Source organism: Pantoea sp. SJZ147 (assembly GCF_007828605.1).
Classification (GTDB): domain Bacteria; phylum Pseudomonadota; class Gammaproteobacteria; order Enterobacterales; family Enterobacteriaceae; genus Pantoea; species Pantoea allii.
Genome location: NZ_VIVB01000005.1, coordinates 1 through 15,609, shown reverse-complemented (window position 1 = coordinate 15,609; position 15,609 = coordinate 1). Strand labels below are relative to the sequence as shown.

Sequence of the window (15,609 nt, the reverse complement as noted above, 5' to 3'; positions counted from 1 at the left end):
CGATGAGTGCACAAAACCCGACGACCGATAACTGGATTGCTGCGATGTTGCGCGTGGCGGCCCGTTTCGGCAAACCTGCAGATGGAAAAACGTTGCGCCAGCAAATGCGCTGGTTTGAACACCTGCCGGTGGCACAGCAGCTGGAGCGCCTGTGTGGTCTCCTTGGACTCCATCTCACGATGGTGCCACAGAACAAACTACGCTGGCGGCAGGAGATCACGCCCGTTGTGCTGGTCATGGAAAATAACAGCGTTGCCGTGCTGGAAGAGATCGATGCTGACGGCGGCGCACGCTACTGGCTGAGCGAAGGCGGTGACGTGATTCGCGAAGGCGAGCTGGCCGGCCTGCTCTCCAGAGCGCAGGGTGATATCGGCGTGATTGGCGTAGCCGCACGCGGCAGAGATGCCCGAATCGATGAGTTCGTGCAGCCCTATGAACCGCACTGGTTCTGGAAAAACTTTCGCGGCATGGGACGTCGCATCGCGGAAATCTCCGTGGCGTCGGTAATCAGTAACGTGCTGGCGCTGGCCGGTATTCTCTTTTCAATGCAGGTCTACGACAGGGTGATTCCCGCCCAGTCCGAGGCCACCTTGTGGGTGCTGTTTGTCGGCGTACTGATTGCCGCCGCCATTGAATATCTGATTCGCCTGATGCGCACGCAGGTGTCTGACCTGATGGGCAAACGCATCGATTTAAAAGTTTCCGCCATGCTGTTTGCCCGGGCAATGAATATCCGCAATGAGTCACGGCCCAAATCCACCGGGTCCTTTATCTCTCAGCTGCGCGAAATCGATCAGGTGCGTGAGTTACTGACCTCAACCACCGTCGGCGCGGCTGCAGACTTGCCTTTTGTCATTCTGTTCCTGTTTATCATGTCGTTTATTGGCGGCTGGCTGGTACTGATTCCATTGGCCGCCATTCCGTTAATCATTATTCCGGGCATGTTAGTCCAGTTCCCGATGGCGCGGCTGGCGAAAGCCGGATTGCGCGAAGGCGCGCTACGAAACGCCGTGCTGGTTGAAACAATCGAAGGCATTGAAGACATCAAAGCGCTGCAGGCCGAACCCTATTTTCAGCGCCAGTGGGAGCAGACACATGAGGTCAGCGCCGCGATCGGTAATCAGCAACGCCTGTGGGGAGCCAGACTGACCGGCTGGGCAGCGACCGTGCAGCAACTGACCTATGCGGGCATGCTGGTGTTTGGGGTTTACCTGGTGCTGGACTCACAAATCACCACCGGAACGCTGGTCGCCTGTAGCATGCTTTCTTCGCGCACTATCGCGCCGCTGATGCAGTTAACCATGGTCTTTTCCCGCTGGCAGCACGCCAAAACCGCCATGAAAGGGCTGGATGAGCTGCTGAAAAAACCACTCGATAAACCTGATTCCGCCACCATGGCGCACTGCCCGACGCTGACCGGGCATTATGAACTGCGCAACGTGCACTATACCTACGACGAAGAAAACGAAAAGAACGTGCTTAATGTGCAGCAGCTGAACGTCAAGCCGGGTGAAAAAATCGCCATTCTGGGGAAGGTCGGTGCGGGGAAATCCACCTTACTGAAGATTCTGGCGGGCCAGGCGCAGGCCAGTCAGGGAAAAGTGCTGGTAGACGGCGTGGATATGGCCCATATCGATCCGACCGACCTACGCCGACAGCTCGGCTGGCTGTCCCACGATTCCCGTCTGTTTTTTGGCACGCTGAGGCAGAATTTGCTGCTCGGCAATCCCCACGCCAGCGAGCAGGACATGCTACAGGCATTACGCATCAGTGGAGCACTGTCGCTGGTTCAGCAGGATGCGGCCAGCCTGGATCGCATTATCAATGAGGGCGGGCGCGGGCTGTCAGGCGGACAGCGCCAAATGATTATGCTCAGCCGACTGATTCTGCGCCAGCCGCAGGTCGTGCTGCTGGATGAGCCGACTGCCTCCATGGATGAGCAGCTTGAAGAGCATGTTATCCGCCAGATGCAGGGCTGGATCAGTGGACGCACGCTGATTCTGGTGACTCACCGTCCCGCCCTGTTGAAGATGGTCGATCGTATTGTCGTAATGGAAAACGGCCGCATCATCGCGGACGGCGCAAAAGATCAGATTTTACGGCGCGCGACCCACAACGTCGCGGATGCCAGTCAGGGAGGTGCGGCATGAGCGTGGTGATGGACAAAGATCTGGCCAAACATGAACGGCGTACGTCGGCAATCATCTGGTTATGTACGGCGGCGCTGGCCATTTTTCTTGTATGGGCGCACATAGCGATTCTTGATGAGGTCACGGTAGGCACCGGAAAGGTCACGCCATCCACCCGCGCACAGGTGATTGACAGCCTGGACGGCGGCATCGTTAAGCAGCTCAATGTGCATGAGGGCGATATCGTCGAAAAGGGCCAGATACTGGCCACGCTTGATCCCACCCGTTTTCAGTCAAACTTTGGCGAAGTACAAGCCAGAGTGCGCACGCTGCGTGCGTCCTCAGAACGGCTTAACGCTGAACTGTCGGGGATTCCGCTTACCTTCAGTGCAGAGACGCAGAAAGAGCCGCAACTGGTGGCGCGCGAGAGGCAACTGTACGAGTCGCGTCGCCGTAATCTGACCGAAACCATCAGTAATCTGCAACAGTCTTTACGGCTGGTACAGGATGAGCTGCGTTTAACTGAACCGCTGGTGGCGAAGGGGGCAGCAGGGCAGGTAGAAGTGATCCGCCTGCGCCGCCAGGTAAGCGATCTGCGCGGTAAGATCGATGAGGCGCGTAACGACTATCTGGTTCGTGCTCATGAAGAGCAGGTAAAAAACAATGCTGAACTGGACGCCCAGCTTCAGGTCGCCGCAGGCAAAGAAGATCAGCTGACGCGCGCGACGCTCTATTCACCGGTACGTGGGATTGTGAAGGATATTCAGGTTACGACAGTCGGCGGGGTACTTGAGCCGGGCGGAAAGATAATGGAGATCGTTCCTCTGGAAGATCAATTGTTGATTGAAACCCGCATTAATCCTCGTGATATCGCCTATATCCGGCCCGGCCTGGCCGCGGTGGTCAAAGTCACCGCCTATGACTCGTCGATTTACGGTGACTTAGCGGGCGTGGTGGAAACCGTTTCTCCTGACACCTTGCAGGATGAGGTCAAGCGCGACCAGTTCTATTACCGGGTTTATGTGCGTACGCAAAAAGCGGAGCTGACGAATCGGGCGGGACGGCGCTTCCCGATTGTTCCTGGTATGGTGGCGAACGTTGAGATTAAGACGGGACAAAAATCCGTAATGGACTATTTGCTTAAGCCGTTGAATAAAGTCAAAGAATCGATGCGCGAGCGCTAATATCGCCAGTCCGAATCGGGCGGCCTGTTATAGTTTCATTAAGTGACTAATTATCTGATAAGCCTTACCTGCTGACGCACTATATTTTCTTAAATCAACAAATAAATTTGGTGATAAAAGCGGCAATAATCAAGGCTATTTAGCGCGTATGAAACCAGAGCAGAGGCGATCAGGCAAAAAAAAGCCGGGCAATAAGCCCGGCGATATATAAGGGTAAAAAAAAATCATTCGGGGTGAATGAAGATAAGAAATAAATGATGATAGCGGGAGTAAGTATATTGGCTGGGGCGCAATAAGTTTTACCATTGAGTGCTTAGGAATATTCCCATTAAAATCATCCTGATAACTATTATTTTCGATTGGATTATCATTTTGTGCTTTATTTTTTATCACTCTGTGCGGCTAATAAGTTCCGTGTTATTTACATGTAGAAATAAATTTTACAGATTATGAAACAGTTTCGGAAATTTAGTAGCATTTTTACGATGGATTATTACTCGCTATGAACCAACAATGGTTTGCCGACCGATATTACCATCGGTTTGCAGTGGCAAATATAAAAGGCACATAACAGAGGGTAATAAAATGAAGCGTCACATTCTCTCCCTGGCGATCCCTGCATTACTGGCAGCAGCGGGATCGGCAAATGCGGCTGAAATATACAATAAAGACGGCAATAAATTAGACTTGTTCGGCAAAGTAGACGGTTTGCACTATTTTTCGGATAACGACAGCGCCAATGGCGACCAGTCCTATGTCCGTTTTGGCTTCAAGGGTGAAACCCAGGTCACCGATCAACTGAGTGGTTATGGCCAGTGGGAATACCAGGCCGCACTCAACAATTCTGAGGCACAAGGCACGGCTGACAGCTATACCCGCGTTGGCTTTGCAGGGCTGAAGTTTGGCGATGCAGGTTCATTTGACTATGGTCGCAACTACGGCGTGGCTTATGACATCGGCGCATGGACCGACGTTCTGCCAGAGTTTGGTGGTGATACTTATGGCGCGGACAACTTTATGTTCCAGCGCGGCAACGGCATGGCGACCTATCGTAACAACGGCTTCTTCGGTCTGGTCGATGGCTGGAACTTTGCCGTCCAGTATCAGGGCAAAAATGACAACCCAACGGAAGCGAGCGGCGGTCGTGATGTGCTGGGTGAAAACGGCGACGGCTGGGGCCTGAGCACCACCTATGATCTGGGTTCCGGTTTCGGTATTGGTGCCGCAACCTTCCAGTCCGATCGTACCAGCAACCAGAATGGTAATGCTGCGGGTATCCTGGGACGTGGTGATAAAGCGGAAGCTTATACCGGCGGTCTGAAATATGATGCCAATAATATTTATCTGGCTGCGATGTATACCCGGTCGTATAACGCGACCAGCTTCGGTGACAGCACCAGCCGTAACCAGCCAAATACGGCTTACGGTTATGCGGATAAAGCGGATAACTGGGAATTAGTGGCTCAGTACCAGTTTGATTTTGGTCTGCGTCCTTCTCTGGCCTACGTGAACTCACGCGGTACCGATGTGCAGAACTGGGGCAAGCAGAATCTGAAGAAATACGTCGACGTCGGTGCGACTTACTACTTCAACAAAAACATGTCGACCTATGTTGATTACAAAATCAACTTACTGGACGACAACGACTTCACCAAAGCGGCGGGAATTAATACCGACGACGTGGTGGGCGTAGGTCTGGTTTACCAGTTCTAAAAGTCACAGGGAGCGCGAATGCGCTCCCTGGTTTTATTCATTCGTTATCTGTTCTGGCCCGGTTTCATCCTGCGGCACGATAACGTTGCCATATCTCGCCCCCTCGAATGCCACACCTGACAAGGTGAATGCAGCAAAACTCAACCAGTTTTGCATCGTAGTCATCGCAGTCTCTGTCTTCTCCATCCCACACCTCTCAGCAAATCAGACGATATAACTAGTGCAGGAATCGTGCCAGTCCGACCGCTCTCATAGCCACGGAAAAACAGGGGATCTTGCTACAATAGCGCGCGGATAAAGGGGCGGATGACCTTAAATGGTGCAGAGGCGATCAACGGCGGCGCAGATAGGCTGTCGCCACATTGCGGTTTCGACGCTGCTGCCACGTTTTATAACTTCCTAACACGAACAGGCCCAACGCAGCGGCAAGGATTAATAAAATCATCTGTTACTCCTTTTTCTGACGCCCTCAAGATCGAGCGGAACGAGTTAGTCTGGTAGAGCGCATAAGTTTTATCAACCATATTTAAGTTACTTTACTTAGTGTTTGTGCTTTGAAATATGCATAAATTACCTGTTACGGATGAATATTGATGACCTTTAAGATAAATCTGCTGTTAGTGGCCGCAATGGTGCTGCTGGCAGGGTGTGATAACCCGTCGTCAAAAGAGCAAGACGCCATGGTGCTGGAAGGGAAAACAATGGGGACGGTGTGGCGAGTTAGCCTGGCAGGGGTTGATGCCGGACGTAAAGCCGTGCTTCAGCAGCGCATTCAGCAACGGCTTGATGCCGATGATGCGGAACTCTCAACCTGGAAGCCCACCTCTGTGCTGTCGCGCTTTAATCAGAGCCGTGCCACGACGCCACAGCCGGTGAGTGAAAACATGGCTGATATCGTGACGCTTGCCCTGCGAATCGGCAAGAAAACCGCAGGGGCCATGGATATTACCGTCGGTCCGCTGGTTAATTTGTGGGGCTTTGGTCCCGATAAGCAGCCCAGCCATATTCCTGACGATCAGCAGATCGCCGCGGCCCGAGCCCTGACTGGCTTGCAACATTTGCGGGTGATTCAGGGAGGAGAAGGGCAGTGGCTGCAAAAAGATCTGCCAGGCTTATATGTTGACCTCTCCACGGTGGGAGAAGGTTTTGCAACGGACCATCTGGCGCGCCTGATGGAGCAGGAAGGCATTAATAATTATCTGGTCTCGGTGGGCGGCGCTGTTTTGTCGCGTGGAATGAATGCGCAGAACCAGCCGTGGCGGGTGGCGATTCAGAAACCGACCGACCGGGAAAATGCCGTTCAGGCGCGGGTCGATCTGCAGGGGCACGGTATCAGTACCTCAGGCAGCTATCGCAACTATTATGAACTGGATGGCAAACGACTTTCACACATCATCGATCCTGCTACGGGGCGGCCAATCGACCATAAGCTGGTGTCGGCGACCGTGATTGCCACCACCGCGCTGGAAGCCGATGGTTGGGATACAGGATTAATGGTATTGGGCACTGAAAAGGCCAAAGCGCTGGCAATCAAAGAGAAACTGGCGGTGTACTTAATCAGCAAGCAAGGAGACAACTTTGTCAGCTGGATGTCGCCCCAGTTTTCCGCTTTTATTATTCCATCTGACTGACAGAGAGAACATCTATGCTGGATCTGTTTAGTGACGCCTCACCCTGGCAAGAACCGCTGGCTGAGGGCGCGGTAATTTTACGCCGCCGCGCCCGCGATGAGGCGGAAGCACTGTACCAGGCGATGATGGTGATTGCCGCGCAAAATCCGTTTGAACACCGCATCACACCAGGTGGTCATCGCATGTCGGTTGCGATGACCAACTGCGGCGATTTCGGCTGGTCTACGGACGCGCGCGGCTACCGCTATAGCGAGCAGGACAGCAGCAGTCAGCGTCAGTGGCCAGCTATGCCGGACGCGTTTCGTTTGCTGGCCCGACAATCGGCTGAAGAAGCCGGCTTTCCGGGGTTTAATCCGGATGCCTGCCTGCTTAACCGCTATGAGCCCGGCGCTAAGCTCACGCTGCACCAGGACAAGGATGAGAAAGATTTGCGCCAGCCTATTGTCTCCGTTTCCTTGGGCTTACCTGCAGTTTTCCAGTTCGGTGGCTTTGAGCGAAGTAACCATGCTCAGCGGGTTTTGCTGGAACATGGCGATGTGGTGGTCTGGGGCGGGCCTTCGCGCCTGCGCTATCACGGTATCTTACCGCTTAAAGCCGGTATCCATCCGCTCACCGGCGCCTTTCGCTATAACCTCACTTTCCGACGGGCGTTTTAACCCGTCGCGCAAGGTGCGAATAACGATTGCTATCATTTGCCATCACTTTACACTGCTGGCTGATTTTCATGTCTGGTAAGGTTTTATGGCACTGTTAAATGTGGTTTTTCGCCAGTATCGCTGGCCTTTTATTGGCGTAATTCTGCTCACGCTACTGAGTGCCGCCTTAGGTATTGGCATGATCGCGTTTATTAACAGCGAGATGATTGTCGCGATTAATACCTCCCTGACGGTCCTGCCCGCGTTCCTGTTCCAGGTGGTTATGCTGATGGCGGTAACGTTGGCCTCGCAGTTGGCACTGACCTGGCTGGGCCATCAGTTTGTCTGGCGTATGCGTGGTGAATTTATCAAGCGCATCCTGGACACGCGCGTGGAGCGCATCGAACAGATTGGTAGCGCACAACTGCTGGCGGGATTAACCAGCGATGTGCGGGCCATCACCCTTGCTTTTGTTCGTTTGCCCGAGTTAATTCAGGGAATCATTATCACGCTGGGATCGGCACTCTATCTTGCCTGGCTGTCCCCAAAGATGTTACTGGTGACCAGCGGCTGGTTGGTCGTGACGATTGCAGGCGGCTGGATGCTGGTGTCGCGGGTTTATCAGCATATGGCAAAATTGCGGGATGTTGAAGACAACCTGTATCGCGATTACCAGACCGTTATTGAGGGACGCAAAGAGCTCCAGCTTAACCGTGAGCGCGCCAGACTGATCTACGACAAGGTATATCAGCAGGATGCCAGTGATTACCGGCACCATATCGTGCGTGCCGCTACCTTTCATCTCAGTGCCGTAAACTGGTCAAACATCATGATGCTTGGCGCGATTGGCATGGTATTTTTCATGGCCAACAGTCTGGGATGGGCCAATACGGCGGTGGCAGCCACCTTTTCCCTGACGCTGTTGTTTCTGCGCACGCCACTGCTGTCAGCGGTTGGGGCACTTCCAATGCTACTGAGTGCTCAGGTCGCCTTTCGCAAACTCAACAGCTTTGACCTCGCCCCGTATGAACCGGATTTTCCTGCCTTTTCTGGCGACACCGCGTGGCAAACCCTTGAGCTGCGTGATATCACCTTTCACTACGGGGAGAAGGGTTTCCAGGTCGGGCCGATTAATTTAACGCTTCATCGTGGCGAGCTGGTGTTTTTAATTGGCGGTAACGGAAGTGGGAAATCGACGCTGGCCATGTTACTCACAGGACTCTATCGGCCTCAGTCCGGCAGCTTGCTAATAGACGGCAAACCGGTTGATGTCAGCGACCTTGATAGCTGGCGTAAACACTTCTCAGCGGTCTTCACCGATGTGCATTTGTTTGACCGTCTGATAGACAGCAAAGGCGATCCCGCTTCGCCTGGCCGGGTACAGCAATGGCTCGAAAAGCTCAAAATGCAGGACAAGCTGAAAATTGAAGGGAATAAAATACTGAATTTGCAGTTGTCGAAAGGGCAGAGTAAAAGGCTGGCGCTGCTGCTGGCCGTCGCTGAGCAACGCGACGTCCTGCTGCTGGATGAATGGGCCGCCGATCAGGACCCGCATTTCCGTCGGGTTTTCTATCGTGAGTTATTGCCCGCGTTGCAGGCTGCAGGAAAAACCGTTTTTGCCATCAGCCATGATGACCACTACTTTATCCACGCCGATCGCCTGCTGGAGATGCGCGATGGCGTCCTCTACGAGTTAACGGGTAACGAACGCGACCACGCCAGCCTGGATGCCGTCAAGCTTACTGATACGGGTTTATAATTTTTGCTGAGATCGTCTCAGGCTCAGTCAGTCACACCGTGCTGAGCGCGTTGATCATCGGCGGCGAGCGTCAGACAGGGGCACTGAGAAACGAGAAAGCCGCTCAGTGATGAGCGGCTTAGAAAAGTTCTGGTTGGCGCTTGAAATCACACGGTGCCTGGCTGTAACAACAGGGAGGCGGTGTGAGGTTGGTAGCTTGTTATAATCAATCGTTGGGCGGGATGGGGAAGTTTTTTACTGAAACGACAAAATGCTGTTGGCTTTTACTGATGCGCGCACCGCGTTCGCACCACTGACTTGCCAGACGAAAGAAATCGTCACAACCGATGTCGTATGCCAGCTCCACCTTATTGATGCCTGAGTGCAGTAAGTTTTCTGCATCCTTCAGGTTTTTAGCTTTGATGATCATATCTGTACCCTCGATTTCAGGAGCCAACAGAATACGTTTTTTTCATGACAGAATTGTTTCAATTTAATGAAAGGCTGTCATATTTGTTGTTTTTGTGAAGTAATCAACATTTGCATTTTATTAATAAATAAATGATTTTTATAATTAATGTTGTATTTATTCGCAATTTTTCAGGAAAGTCCGATACACCAACGATAAGCGCCAGGCGGTGCTGGACAGCCTGGCGGACCGAATTTGTTTAGCCCTGCTCACGTCTGAAAAAGAGCAGGCAGGGCAAAGGCTTCTCAGGTCTGGGCTTCATTATGGGTTGCCGGTTGCTGACGCTCCTGTGCCAGAAAACTCAGGTCGCTTCCTGACGGGCGCTGGTAGATGCGCAATGAAAAGACGTTAGCGATGGCATAAATATATTCGAAGATTGTCGATTGGGTATTTTCATAATCGACCCACAGAATTGATGACGTGAAGCAATAGATTTCAATGGGCAGCCCCTCAGAAGAAGGCTTCATCGACCTCACCACGATATACATGTCTTTTTTGATGTCATCTCGCTGAGCCAGCCAGGCTGTAAGATAGTGACGGAAGATCATCAGGTTAGTCATACCGTTTTCAACAAACCAGCGGTTACCTACGGCACTCAGTTCCCGACCATCCATAAGTTTGGAGAGTTGCTCACTGATGCCGCGAATCTGCGTCATGGGCTCCAGCATGGCGTGGTCCACAAAACCTATCGACGTCTGATCAATGTAAAAACTGCGCATGATTCGGCGAGCACCGGATGAGAACATGGCCTGCCAGTTGGTATAGGTTTCAGTAAGAAAGGTTTTGGTGGGAACACGGGAAAGCGTGTTGTCCCAGTTGCGAATGGTGATGGTGTGAAGGGCGATATCAATCACTTCACCACTGATGTTGTTCGCCGGGATTTCAATCCAGTCGCCCAACTGCAGCACATCATTGGATGACAGCTGAATATTCGCCACCAGCGACAACAAGGTATGCTGAAATATCAACATCAGCACCGCCGCCACCGCACCGAGACTGGAGATAATAATCACTGGCGATTTATTCGACATAATGGCCAGGATCATAATCGCCGAGATGATATGCACCAGGATTTTGCCGACCTGAATATAACCTTTAATCGAATGATTTTTACGTTTCGACTTTTTAACATAGGAGATATTGATAATCTCCAGGACTTCATTAAAAAACAGCGACAGGTAAACCATAAATAAAATGCCGCAGATAGTCTTAATCGCGATTAACAGGTGCTCGGGCAAGTCCGGCATAAACTGCAGCAGAAAGTAAACGGTGATAACCGGAATGAAATTAGAGATTTTTTCAGACAACCTGACATCTTTGTCGAGCGGCACCTGTTTCTTATGGGTACTAAAAAACACCTTACGTACCACTTTTACCACAAAAAACTTACAAATCAGATGCGCAACCAGGCCCGCGACGATCAACACAACGAGGTTAATAGCAACAGAAAGTGCAGGTTTGTTTTCAATATAGTGTTGTATGTCGTTCAAATAATTCATGTTAATCGTATGCCTGAAAATGTTGTTTGTATTCAACCACAAACCCGATGATGCCGATAAGCGTAGCGTGCGTTTGGGCTTCCTGCGACGAGTAAGTTAATGGAATTTATTCATAATGTCATTTCGAGGTTGCACTGTGGCAGCGCTGACCGCCGCTTTCAGACCGCCGCAGCAGGGCAGCAGATGACAGAGCAGATGGCCCTGCGCCTGCACTGAGGGTGGGCTGCTTTCTGCAAGTGGCAGGAAACGCGTGCTGCACGAGGAGGATGCATCGGCTGTCAGCCTGGTAGGTTGCCGCCGTAAGGGCACTTTCACCGCGTTTTTACAACATTAAATATGCATGTTTCTGCACTGTATATTTTTAACTTTCATTATTTAACGATAATGCATTTCATCAGGTTTATATCGATTGAGCAATATCTTAATTAACCTCTTTTACTTAAATGATTAGTTAATTAAAACCCACAAGAGGGTGGGTGAAACAATTCTGTTTTATTCCTCTTTACTGTCCTCTTAATGATCTTTTTGCCGCCATTCAGCACGATATTTATATACAGGAAATCACACCGTTCTCCATCACAGGAGGTTACACAATGGGGTAACCTCCTCCGGCTTTTATGCCTGCATAAGCTAAATATATGGAAAATATAGTCATGATTTTGCTTATGCGAGGGTTATCGTAGGCCAAAAATAGCTCTAAAACATATGCTTATCGCCACCTCTTTTCAGGAAGGCGAAAGGTGAAAAATGAAAACGAATATTACGTCAAACAGTGATACCGCTTATCGTGCCCAGCCGGTGCGCTCGGGTCGCGTTGGCTTTGTTGAAAAGGCCGGATTTGGGGCCGGTGATGCCGCCTGTAATATGCTGTTTAATCCGATAACCATGTTCTTGTCTTTTTTCTATACGGATATATTTGGACTGGCACCTGGGGTTGTGGCGACCATATTTCTTGTTGTACGTTTTGCCGATGCGGTTTTCGACCCCTTTTACGGCGCTTATATTGATAAAACCACGACGCGCTGGGGACGTTTTCGTCCGTGGATTATTGGCTTTGCTGTGCCCTTTGCCATTAGCTGTATGGTGATGTTTTACACGCCGGATTTACAGGGCCATGCAAAGGTCATGTATGCCTTTATTACCTATCTCATCCTGTCGCTGCTTTACTCTGGGGTGAATATTCCTTACTGCTCGTTGGGCGGGGTGATCACCACCAATGCGCAGGAACGGGTTTCCTGCCAGCAGTTCCGCTTTATGGGCGCAGGGCTTGCCAGCTTGTTCTGCACCCTGACCTTACTGCCGATGGTAGCGTTTTTCGGTAACGGAAACCGGCAAATTGGTTTCTTCTGGGTCATCACGCTGTTTGCCGTGATCTCCCTGTTTCTGTTTGTTTTTTGCGTCGCGACCACCCGAGAGCGCATCACACCTAAGAGCAATGCCGGGGAGTCGATTTTCGCGATCATCCGGCAAATTACGAAAAACGATCAGTGGGTTGTTTGTGTTTTTGCCATGTTTCTCGACTGCATTCCTTCTTTTGTACGCGGCGCGGCCTGTATCTATTTCGCAAAGTATGTGATGGGACTGAACGACTATTACGCCACGCTGTTTCTGAGTACCGGCATTGTTGCCGGTATTCTTGGCTCTTACATTACCCCGTATTTCACCAACCGCTGGTGTAAAGTCCAGGTTTATCAGGCCGCTAAATCGACAGCCCTGGCAATGTCGATCGTGTTCTTCTTTTTACCCGCCCAGAGTAGTGTGCTGGTTTTCATCTGGTTTTTTATCCTGTCTGTCATTCATCAGATTGGTGCACCCATCCTGTGGTCGTTCATTGGCGATGTCGATGACTACGGCGACTGGAAAACGGGCAAGCGCTTATCCGGAATCTGTGCCTCCGGCAACCTGTTTTCACTCAAAATTGCCCTGGCCGTCAGTGGCGCGATTGTGGGCGGGGTTCTGTCGTTTACCGGCTATCAGGCCAATGTGGCCGAACAAAGCCGCAGTGCGATCGATGGCATTTACGCACTAATGGTCTGGATTCCCGTGGTCGGTTATCTGCTGTCTGTGTGGCTGGTCCGCACGCGCTATATCCTGACCACCGCCAAAATGAAAACCATTGAAGACGATCTGTTCTCGACTCATCCCGACTGAGTCTCCAGCTGTAATCCATTGTGAAAACAGAAGGGAAGAAAATGATTAAGTACTTTTTTCAAAAACAAAACACCATCGATCGGGTGGACGATGCCCTGTACGGTTCCTTTGTGGAACACCTTGGACGGGCCGTCTACAGCGGCATCTATGAACCGGGCCATGCCACGGCGGACGAACATGGTTTTCGTCAGGACGTGGGCGAACGGGTAAGAGAGCTGGGGATTAGCACCGTCCGTTATCCCGGCGGTAATTTTGTTTCGGGATACAACTGGCGCGATGGTATTGGCCCAAAATCAGCGCGCCCGGTAAGGCTGGATTACGCGTGGCTGACCAAAGAAAGCAATCAGTTTGGCATAGATGAGTTTGCCACCTGGTGCGAAAAGTATGGCGTTACGCCGATGATCGCCGTCAATCTCGGCACAGGCACGCCGCAGGAGGCCGGTTACTTCATTGAGTACTGTAATCTGGCATCCGGCACCGCACTCAGCGATCTGCGTATCCAGCATGGTCGGCAAAAACCCTATAATTTCAAGCTCTGGTGCCTGGGCAACGAGATGGATGGCGAGTGGCAGACCGGGCAATTGAGTGCGGAAGATTACGTCAAAAAAGCGCGTGAAACGGCAAAAATCATGCGTTGGGTTGATCGGGATATCAAGCTGGTCGGGTGCGGCAGTTCTAATTCGCTTCAGGCCAGCTATCCCGAATGGGATCGCATTGTACTGGAGGGGCTTTATCATCAGATTGACTACCTGTCATGCCATCATTACTTTGAAAACAGCACCGGTCATCCACAGGATTTCTTAGCCTCGTTCCAGAAAATGGATGATTTTATTCATACTATTACGGCAACGGCCGACTATGTTAAAGCCAAACTGCGCAGCGATAAAAAGATGATGCTGTCGTTTGATGAATGGAATATCTGGTCTATCGAAGGCGAGCCCTGGCAGGATCACTTTATCGACCCGAACAACCTGTATCAGGAAGCGCCGCCGTTACTGGAACAGTCTTATACTTTTCTGGATGCGCTGACGTTCGGTGGGCTAATGTGTTCGTTGCTCAATCACTGTGACCGGGTAAAAATGGCGTCCCTGGCTCAACTGGTCAATGTGATTGCCCCCATCTTCACCCGCCCTGGTGGCGAGGTGATTCGCCAGACCATCTTCTGGCCTTTCCAGATGGTGAGTCAGTATGGACGGGGACAGGCATTACGCTATTTTGCCAATGTTCCTACGGTTAACACCGTGCATGGCGAAACCCGACAGGTTCAGAGCGCGGCCGTTTACAACGAAGAGAAACAGCAGATCGCCTTCTTCGCGTTGAACACGCACGCCCATGATGTGGCAGACATTACCTTTGTGCTCGATGAGTTTGGTGAGGGGACATTATCACAACATGTCGTGTTAGCGGGCCATGCGCTGGACGCTAAAAATACCTTTACTGAGCCGGATAAGGTGGTGCCGCAGCCGCGCACTGTTACCGACGCACAGCGTCGCCAGAAACAGGTGTCACTTCCGCCTCTCAGCTGGAATATGGTGGTGATCGATCTGCAGCCCTGAGGGTTTGATCGCCCAGATACCAGAAAGGCGTGGGCATCTGGGCAGTCAGAATGGATATGGCCTGACTCTGCTCGCAGGTAATAAAAAAAGCAGCCGTAAGAGGCTGCTTTTAAAGGGATTATTTGGTCGGCACGAGAGGATTTGAAAATTTAAACTAAAATTATGAATTTAAAGGTATTTAAAGCTGATATATATGTTAAATATGCCTATGCATATGCCTAAAACATGTGCTTATGAAAATTACTTACTTTTCCATTGTCGACGTAAGAGGGCTATGAAATCTTCGACATATAAAAGCTTATCTAAGGTAAATGCCTGTCTTCCAACATGAGCTGGGTTCAAGAAGACCGGAGCTTTATCTTGTCCCATAGAGAATGATGAATACATAGTATTGGGACTAGCCAGGTACTCAGCATGAGTTTTCCATGAGGCTGAGGAGCCACCTGATATGCTTAGCGCAGGCACGAGATGAGTTAATCGTTGTGTAGGATCGATGTCAGAGTAGATCCATAAAGCATAATCTAAAGCTTTTGAGAGCTGCTCAGTTACCTGTTCTTCGATGATGGCGGGAAGGCCTCCTGAAGGTGAAGCCAAAGGTAATGAGATCAGTAGATCGCCATTAGAATGTAGCTTTACAAGATTCTTAAGATCGCGGTTTAGCGTCTGACATATACACAGCGCTCCATTTTCAAGCGATACATTTGTGCCAAATTGCTTATCGAAGATAGCATGCCTGCCGAAAAGAGCTTCTTTTGATAACTTATTCTCAAGCTCTTTAGAGTCCATTTGAGCAGGACGGATAATGGTTGTGACCTGCTCCCCGTTGATTAATACACCGCGATGTTAGTAATGTCTTCATAAGCCACATGAGGACATTCCCATGAAGAAGCGTTTTTCCGACCAA

Annotated in this window: 13 protein-coding genes; 8 read left to right on the top strand and 5 right to left on the bottom strand. The window is 51.0% G+C overall.

The window, feature by feature from the left end; translation table 11 throughout:
- The first annotated feature begins 2 nt into the window (after positions 1 to 2).
- The 3 genes from FBY13_RS08750 to ompC all read left to right on the top strand — a co-directional run bounded on the left by FBY13_RS08750 (position 3) and on the right by ompC (position 5,026).
- The gene (locus FBY13_RS08750) at positions 3 to 2,150 is read left to right on the top strand and encodes a type I secretion system permease/ATPase (protein ID WP_063880268.1); all 2,148 of its coding nucleotides are present in this window, start codon (positions 3 to 5) and stop codon (positions 2,148 to 2,150) included.
- The gene (locus FBY13_RS08745; protein ID WP_145393978.1) at positions 2,147 to 3,313 is read left to right on the top strand and encodes an HlyD family efflux transporter periplasmic adaptor subunit; all 1,167 of its coding nucleotides are present in this window, start codon (positions 2,147 to 2,149) and stop codon (positions 3,311 to 3,313) included. Before FBY13_RS08750 ends, FBY13_RS08745 begins: the two co-directional genes overlap by 4 nt.
- A 585-nt stretch (positions 3,314 to 3,898) precedes the next feature.
- Positions 3,899 to 5,026, top strand: a complete 1,128-nt coding sequence (gene ompC, locus FBY13_RS08740) for a porin OmpC (RefSeq protein WP_063880266.1) — start codon at positions 3,899 to 3,901, stop codon at positions 5,024 to 5,026.
- Positions 5,027 to 5,059: 33 nt separating this feature from the next.
- On the opposite strand, the gene FBY13_RS23705 is transcribed toward ompC, so the two are convergent.
- The gene (locus FBY13_RS23705; RefSeq protein WP_255474476.1) at positions 5,060 to 5,191 is read right to left on the bottom strand and encodes a hypothetical protein; all 132 of its coding nucleotides are present in this window, start codon (positions 5,189 to 5,191) and stop codon (positions 5,060 to 5,062) included.
- 166 nt (positions 5,192 to 5,357) lie between these two features.
- A complete protein-coding gene (locus FBY13_RS08735; RefSeq protein ID WP_063880265.1) occupies positions 5,358 to 5,471 on the bottom strand; it encodes a hypothetical protein in 114 nt (37 codons plus the stop codon).
- 145 nt (positions 5,472 to 5,616) lie between these two features.
- Here FBY13_RS08735 and apbE point away from each other — a divergent pair, with 145 nt between their 5' ends.
- The 3 genes from apbE (at position 5,617) to FBY13_RS08720 (ending at position 9,051) form a co-directional block, all read left to right on the top strand.
- Entirely contained in the window at positions 5,617 to 6,657 is a 1,041-nt protein-coding gene (gene apbE / locus FBY13_RS08730) for an FAD:protein FMN transferase ApbE (RefSeq protein ID WP_063880264.1), read from the top strand.
- Between the two features lie 14 nt (positions 6,658 to 6,671).
- Positions 6,672 to 7,313, top strand: a complete 642-nt coding sequence (gene alkB / locus FBY13_RS08725) for a DNA oxidative demethylase AlkB (protein WP_145393977.1) — start codon at positions 6,672 to 6,674, stop codon at positions 7,311 to 7,313.
- Between the two features lie 85 nt (positions 7,314 to 7,398).
- A complete protein-coding gene (locus FBY13_RS08720; RefSeq protein WP_145393976.1) occupies positions 7,399 to 9,051 on the top strand; it encodes a multidrug ABC transporter permease/ATP-binding protein in 1,653 nt (550 codons plus the stop codon).
- A gap of 205 nt (positions 9,052 to 9,256) precedes the next feature.
- Here FBY13_RS08720 and FBY13_RS08715 read toward each other — a convergent pair whose 3' ends face one another.
- A complete protein-coding gene (locus FBY13_RS08715) occupies positions 9,257 to 9,460 on the bottom strand; it encodes a hypothetical protein (protein WP_063880261.1) in 204 nt (67 codons plus the stop codon).
- Between the two features lie 284 nt (positions 9,461 to 9,744).
- Positions 9,745 to 10,998 (bottom strand): mechanosensitive ion channel family protein, encoded by a 1,254-nt coding sequence (locus tag FBY13_RS08710; RefSeq protein ID WP_145393975.1) that lies wholly within the window; start codon positions 10,996 to 10,998, stop codon positions 9,745 to 9,747.
- Between the two features lie 747 nt (positions 10,999 to 11,745).
- Between FBY13_RS08710 and FBY13_RS08705 the strand changes: the two genes are divergently transcribed.
- Together FBY13_RS08705 and FBY13_RS08700 are read left to right on the top strand one after the other, a co-directional pair.
- Positions 11,746 to 13,149, top strand: coding sequence for a glycoside-pentoside-hexuronide (GPH):cation symporter (locus tag FBY13_RS08705; RefSeq protein ID WP_145393974.1), 1,404 nt, complete (start codon positions 11,746 to 11,748; stop codon positions 13,147 to 13,149).
- 41 nt (positions 13,150 to 13,190) lie between these two features.
- Positions 13,191 to 14,705 carry an alpha-N-arabinofuranosidase gene (locus FBY13_RS08700; protein ID WP_145393973.1) on the top strand — a complete coding sequence of 505 codons (1,515 nt, stop codon included), beginning with the start codon at positions 13,191 to 13,193 and terminating at the stop codon, positions 14,703 to 14,705.
- 240 nt (positions 14,706 to 14,945) lie between these two features.
- Here the strand turns inward: FBY13_RS08700 and FBY13_RS08695 are convergent, their stop codons facing one another.
- On the bottom strand, positions 14,946 to 15,491 hold the full coding sequence (locus FBY13_RS08695) for a hypothetical protein (protein WP_145393972.1): 546 nt from the start codon (positions 15,489 to 15,491) through the stop codon (positions 14,946 to 14,948).
- Between the last annotated feature and the right edge of the window lie 118 nt (positions 15,492 to 15,609).

What these genes read in the sequence shown, in the direction of transcription:
- FBY13_RS08745 (WP_145393978.1), top strand. Translation starts at nt 2,147, where the DNA reads ATGAGCGTGGTGATGGACAAAGATCTGGCCAAACATGAACGGCGTACG.
- FBY13_RS08700 (WP_145393973.1), top strand. Translation starts at nt 13,191, where the DNA reads ATGATTAAGTACTTTTTTCAAAAACAAAACACCATCGATCGGGTGGAC.
- FBY13_RS08695 (WP_145393972.1), bottom strand. Translation starts at nt 15,491, where the DNA reads ATGGACTCTAAAGAGCTTGAGAATAAGTTATCAAAAGAAGCTCTTTTC.
- FBY13_RS08715 (WP_063880261.1), bottom strand. Translation starts at nt 9,460, where the DNA reads ATGATCATCAAAGCTAAAAACCTGAAGGATGCAGAAAACTTACTGCAC.
- alkB (WP_145393977.1), top strand. Translation starts at nt 6,672, where the DNA reads ATGCTGGATCTGTTTAGTGACGCCTCACCCTGGCAAGAACCGCTGGCT.
- ompC (WP_063880266.1), top strand. Translation starts at nt 3,899, where the DNA reads ATGAAGCGTCACATTCTCTCCCTGGCGATCCCTGCATTACTGGCAGCA.
- FBY13_RS23705 (WP_255474476.1), bottom strand. Translation starts at nt 5,191, where the DNA reads ATGACTACGATGCAAAACTGGTTGAGTTTTGCTGCATTCACCTTGTCA.
- FBY13_RS08750 (WP_063880268.1), top strand. Translation starts at nt 3, where the DNA reads ATGAGTGCACAAAACCCGACGACCGATAACTGGATTGCTGCGATGTTG.
- FBY13_RS08710 (WP_145393975.1), bottom strand. Translation starts at nt 10,998, where the DNA reads ATGAATTATTTGAACGACATACAACACTATATTGAAAACAAACCTGCA.
- FBY13_RS08720 (WP_145393976.1), top strand. Translation starts at nt 7,399, where the DNA reads ATGGCACTGTTAAATGTGGTTTTTCGCCAGTATCGCTGGCCTTTTATT.
- FBY13_RS08735 (WP_063880265.1), bottom strand. Translation starts at nt 5,471, where the DNA reads ATGATTTTATTAATCCTTGCCGCTGCGTTGGGCCTGTTCGTGTTAGGA.
- FBY13_RS08705 (WP_145393974.1), top strand. Translation starts at nt 11,746, where the DNA reads ATGAAAACGAATATTACGTCAAACAGTGATACCGCTTATCGTGCCCAG.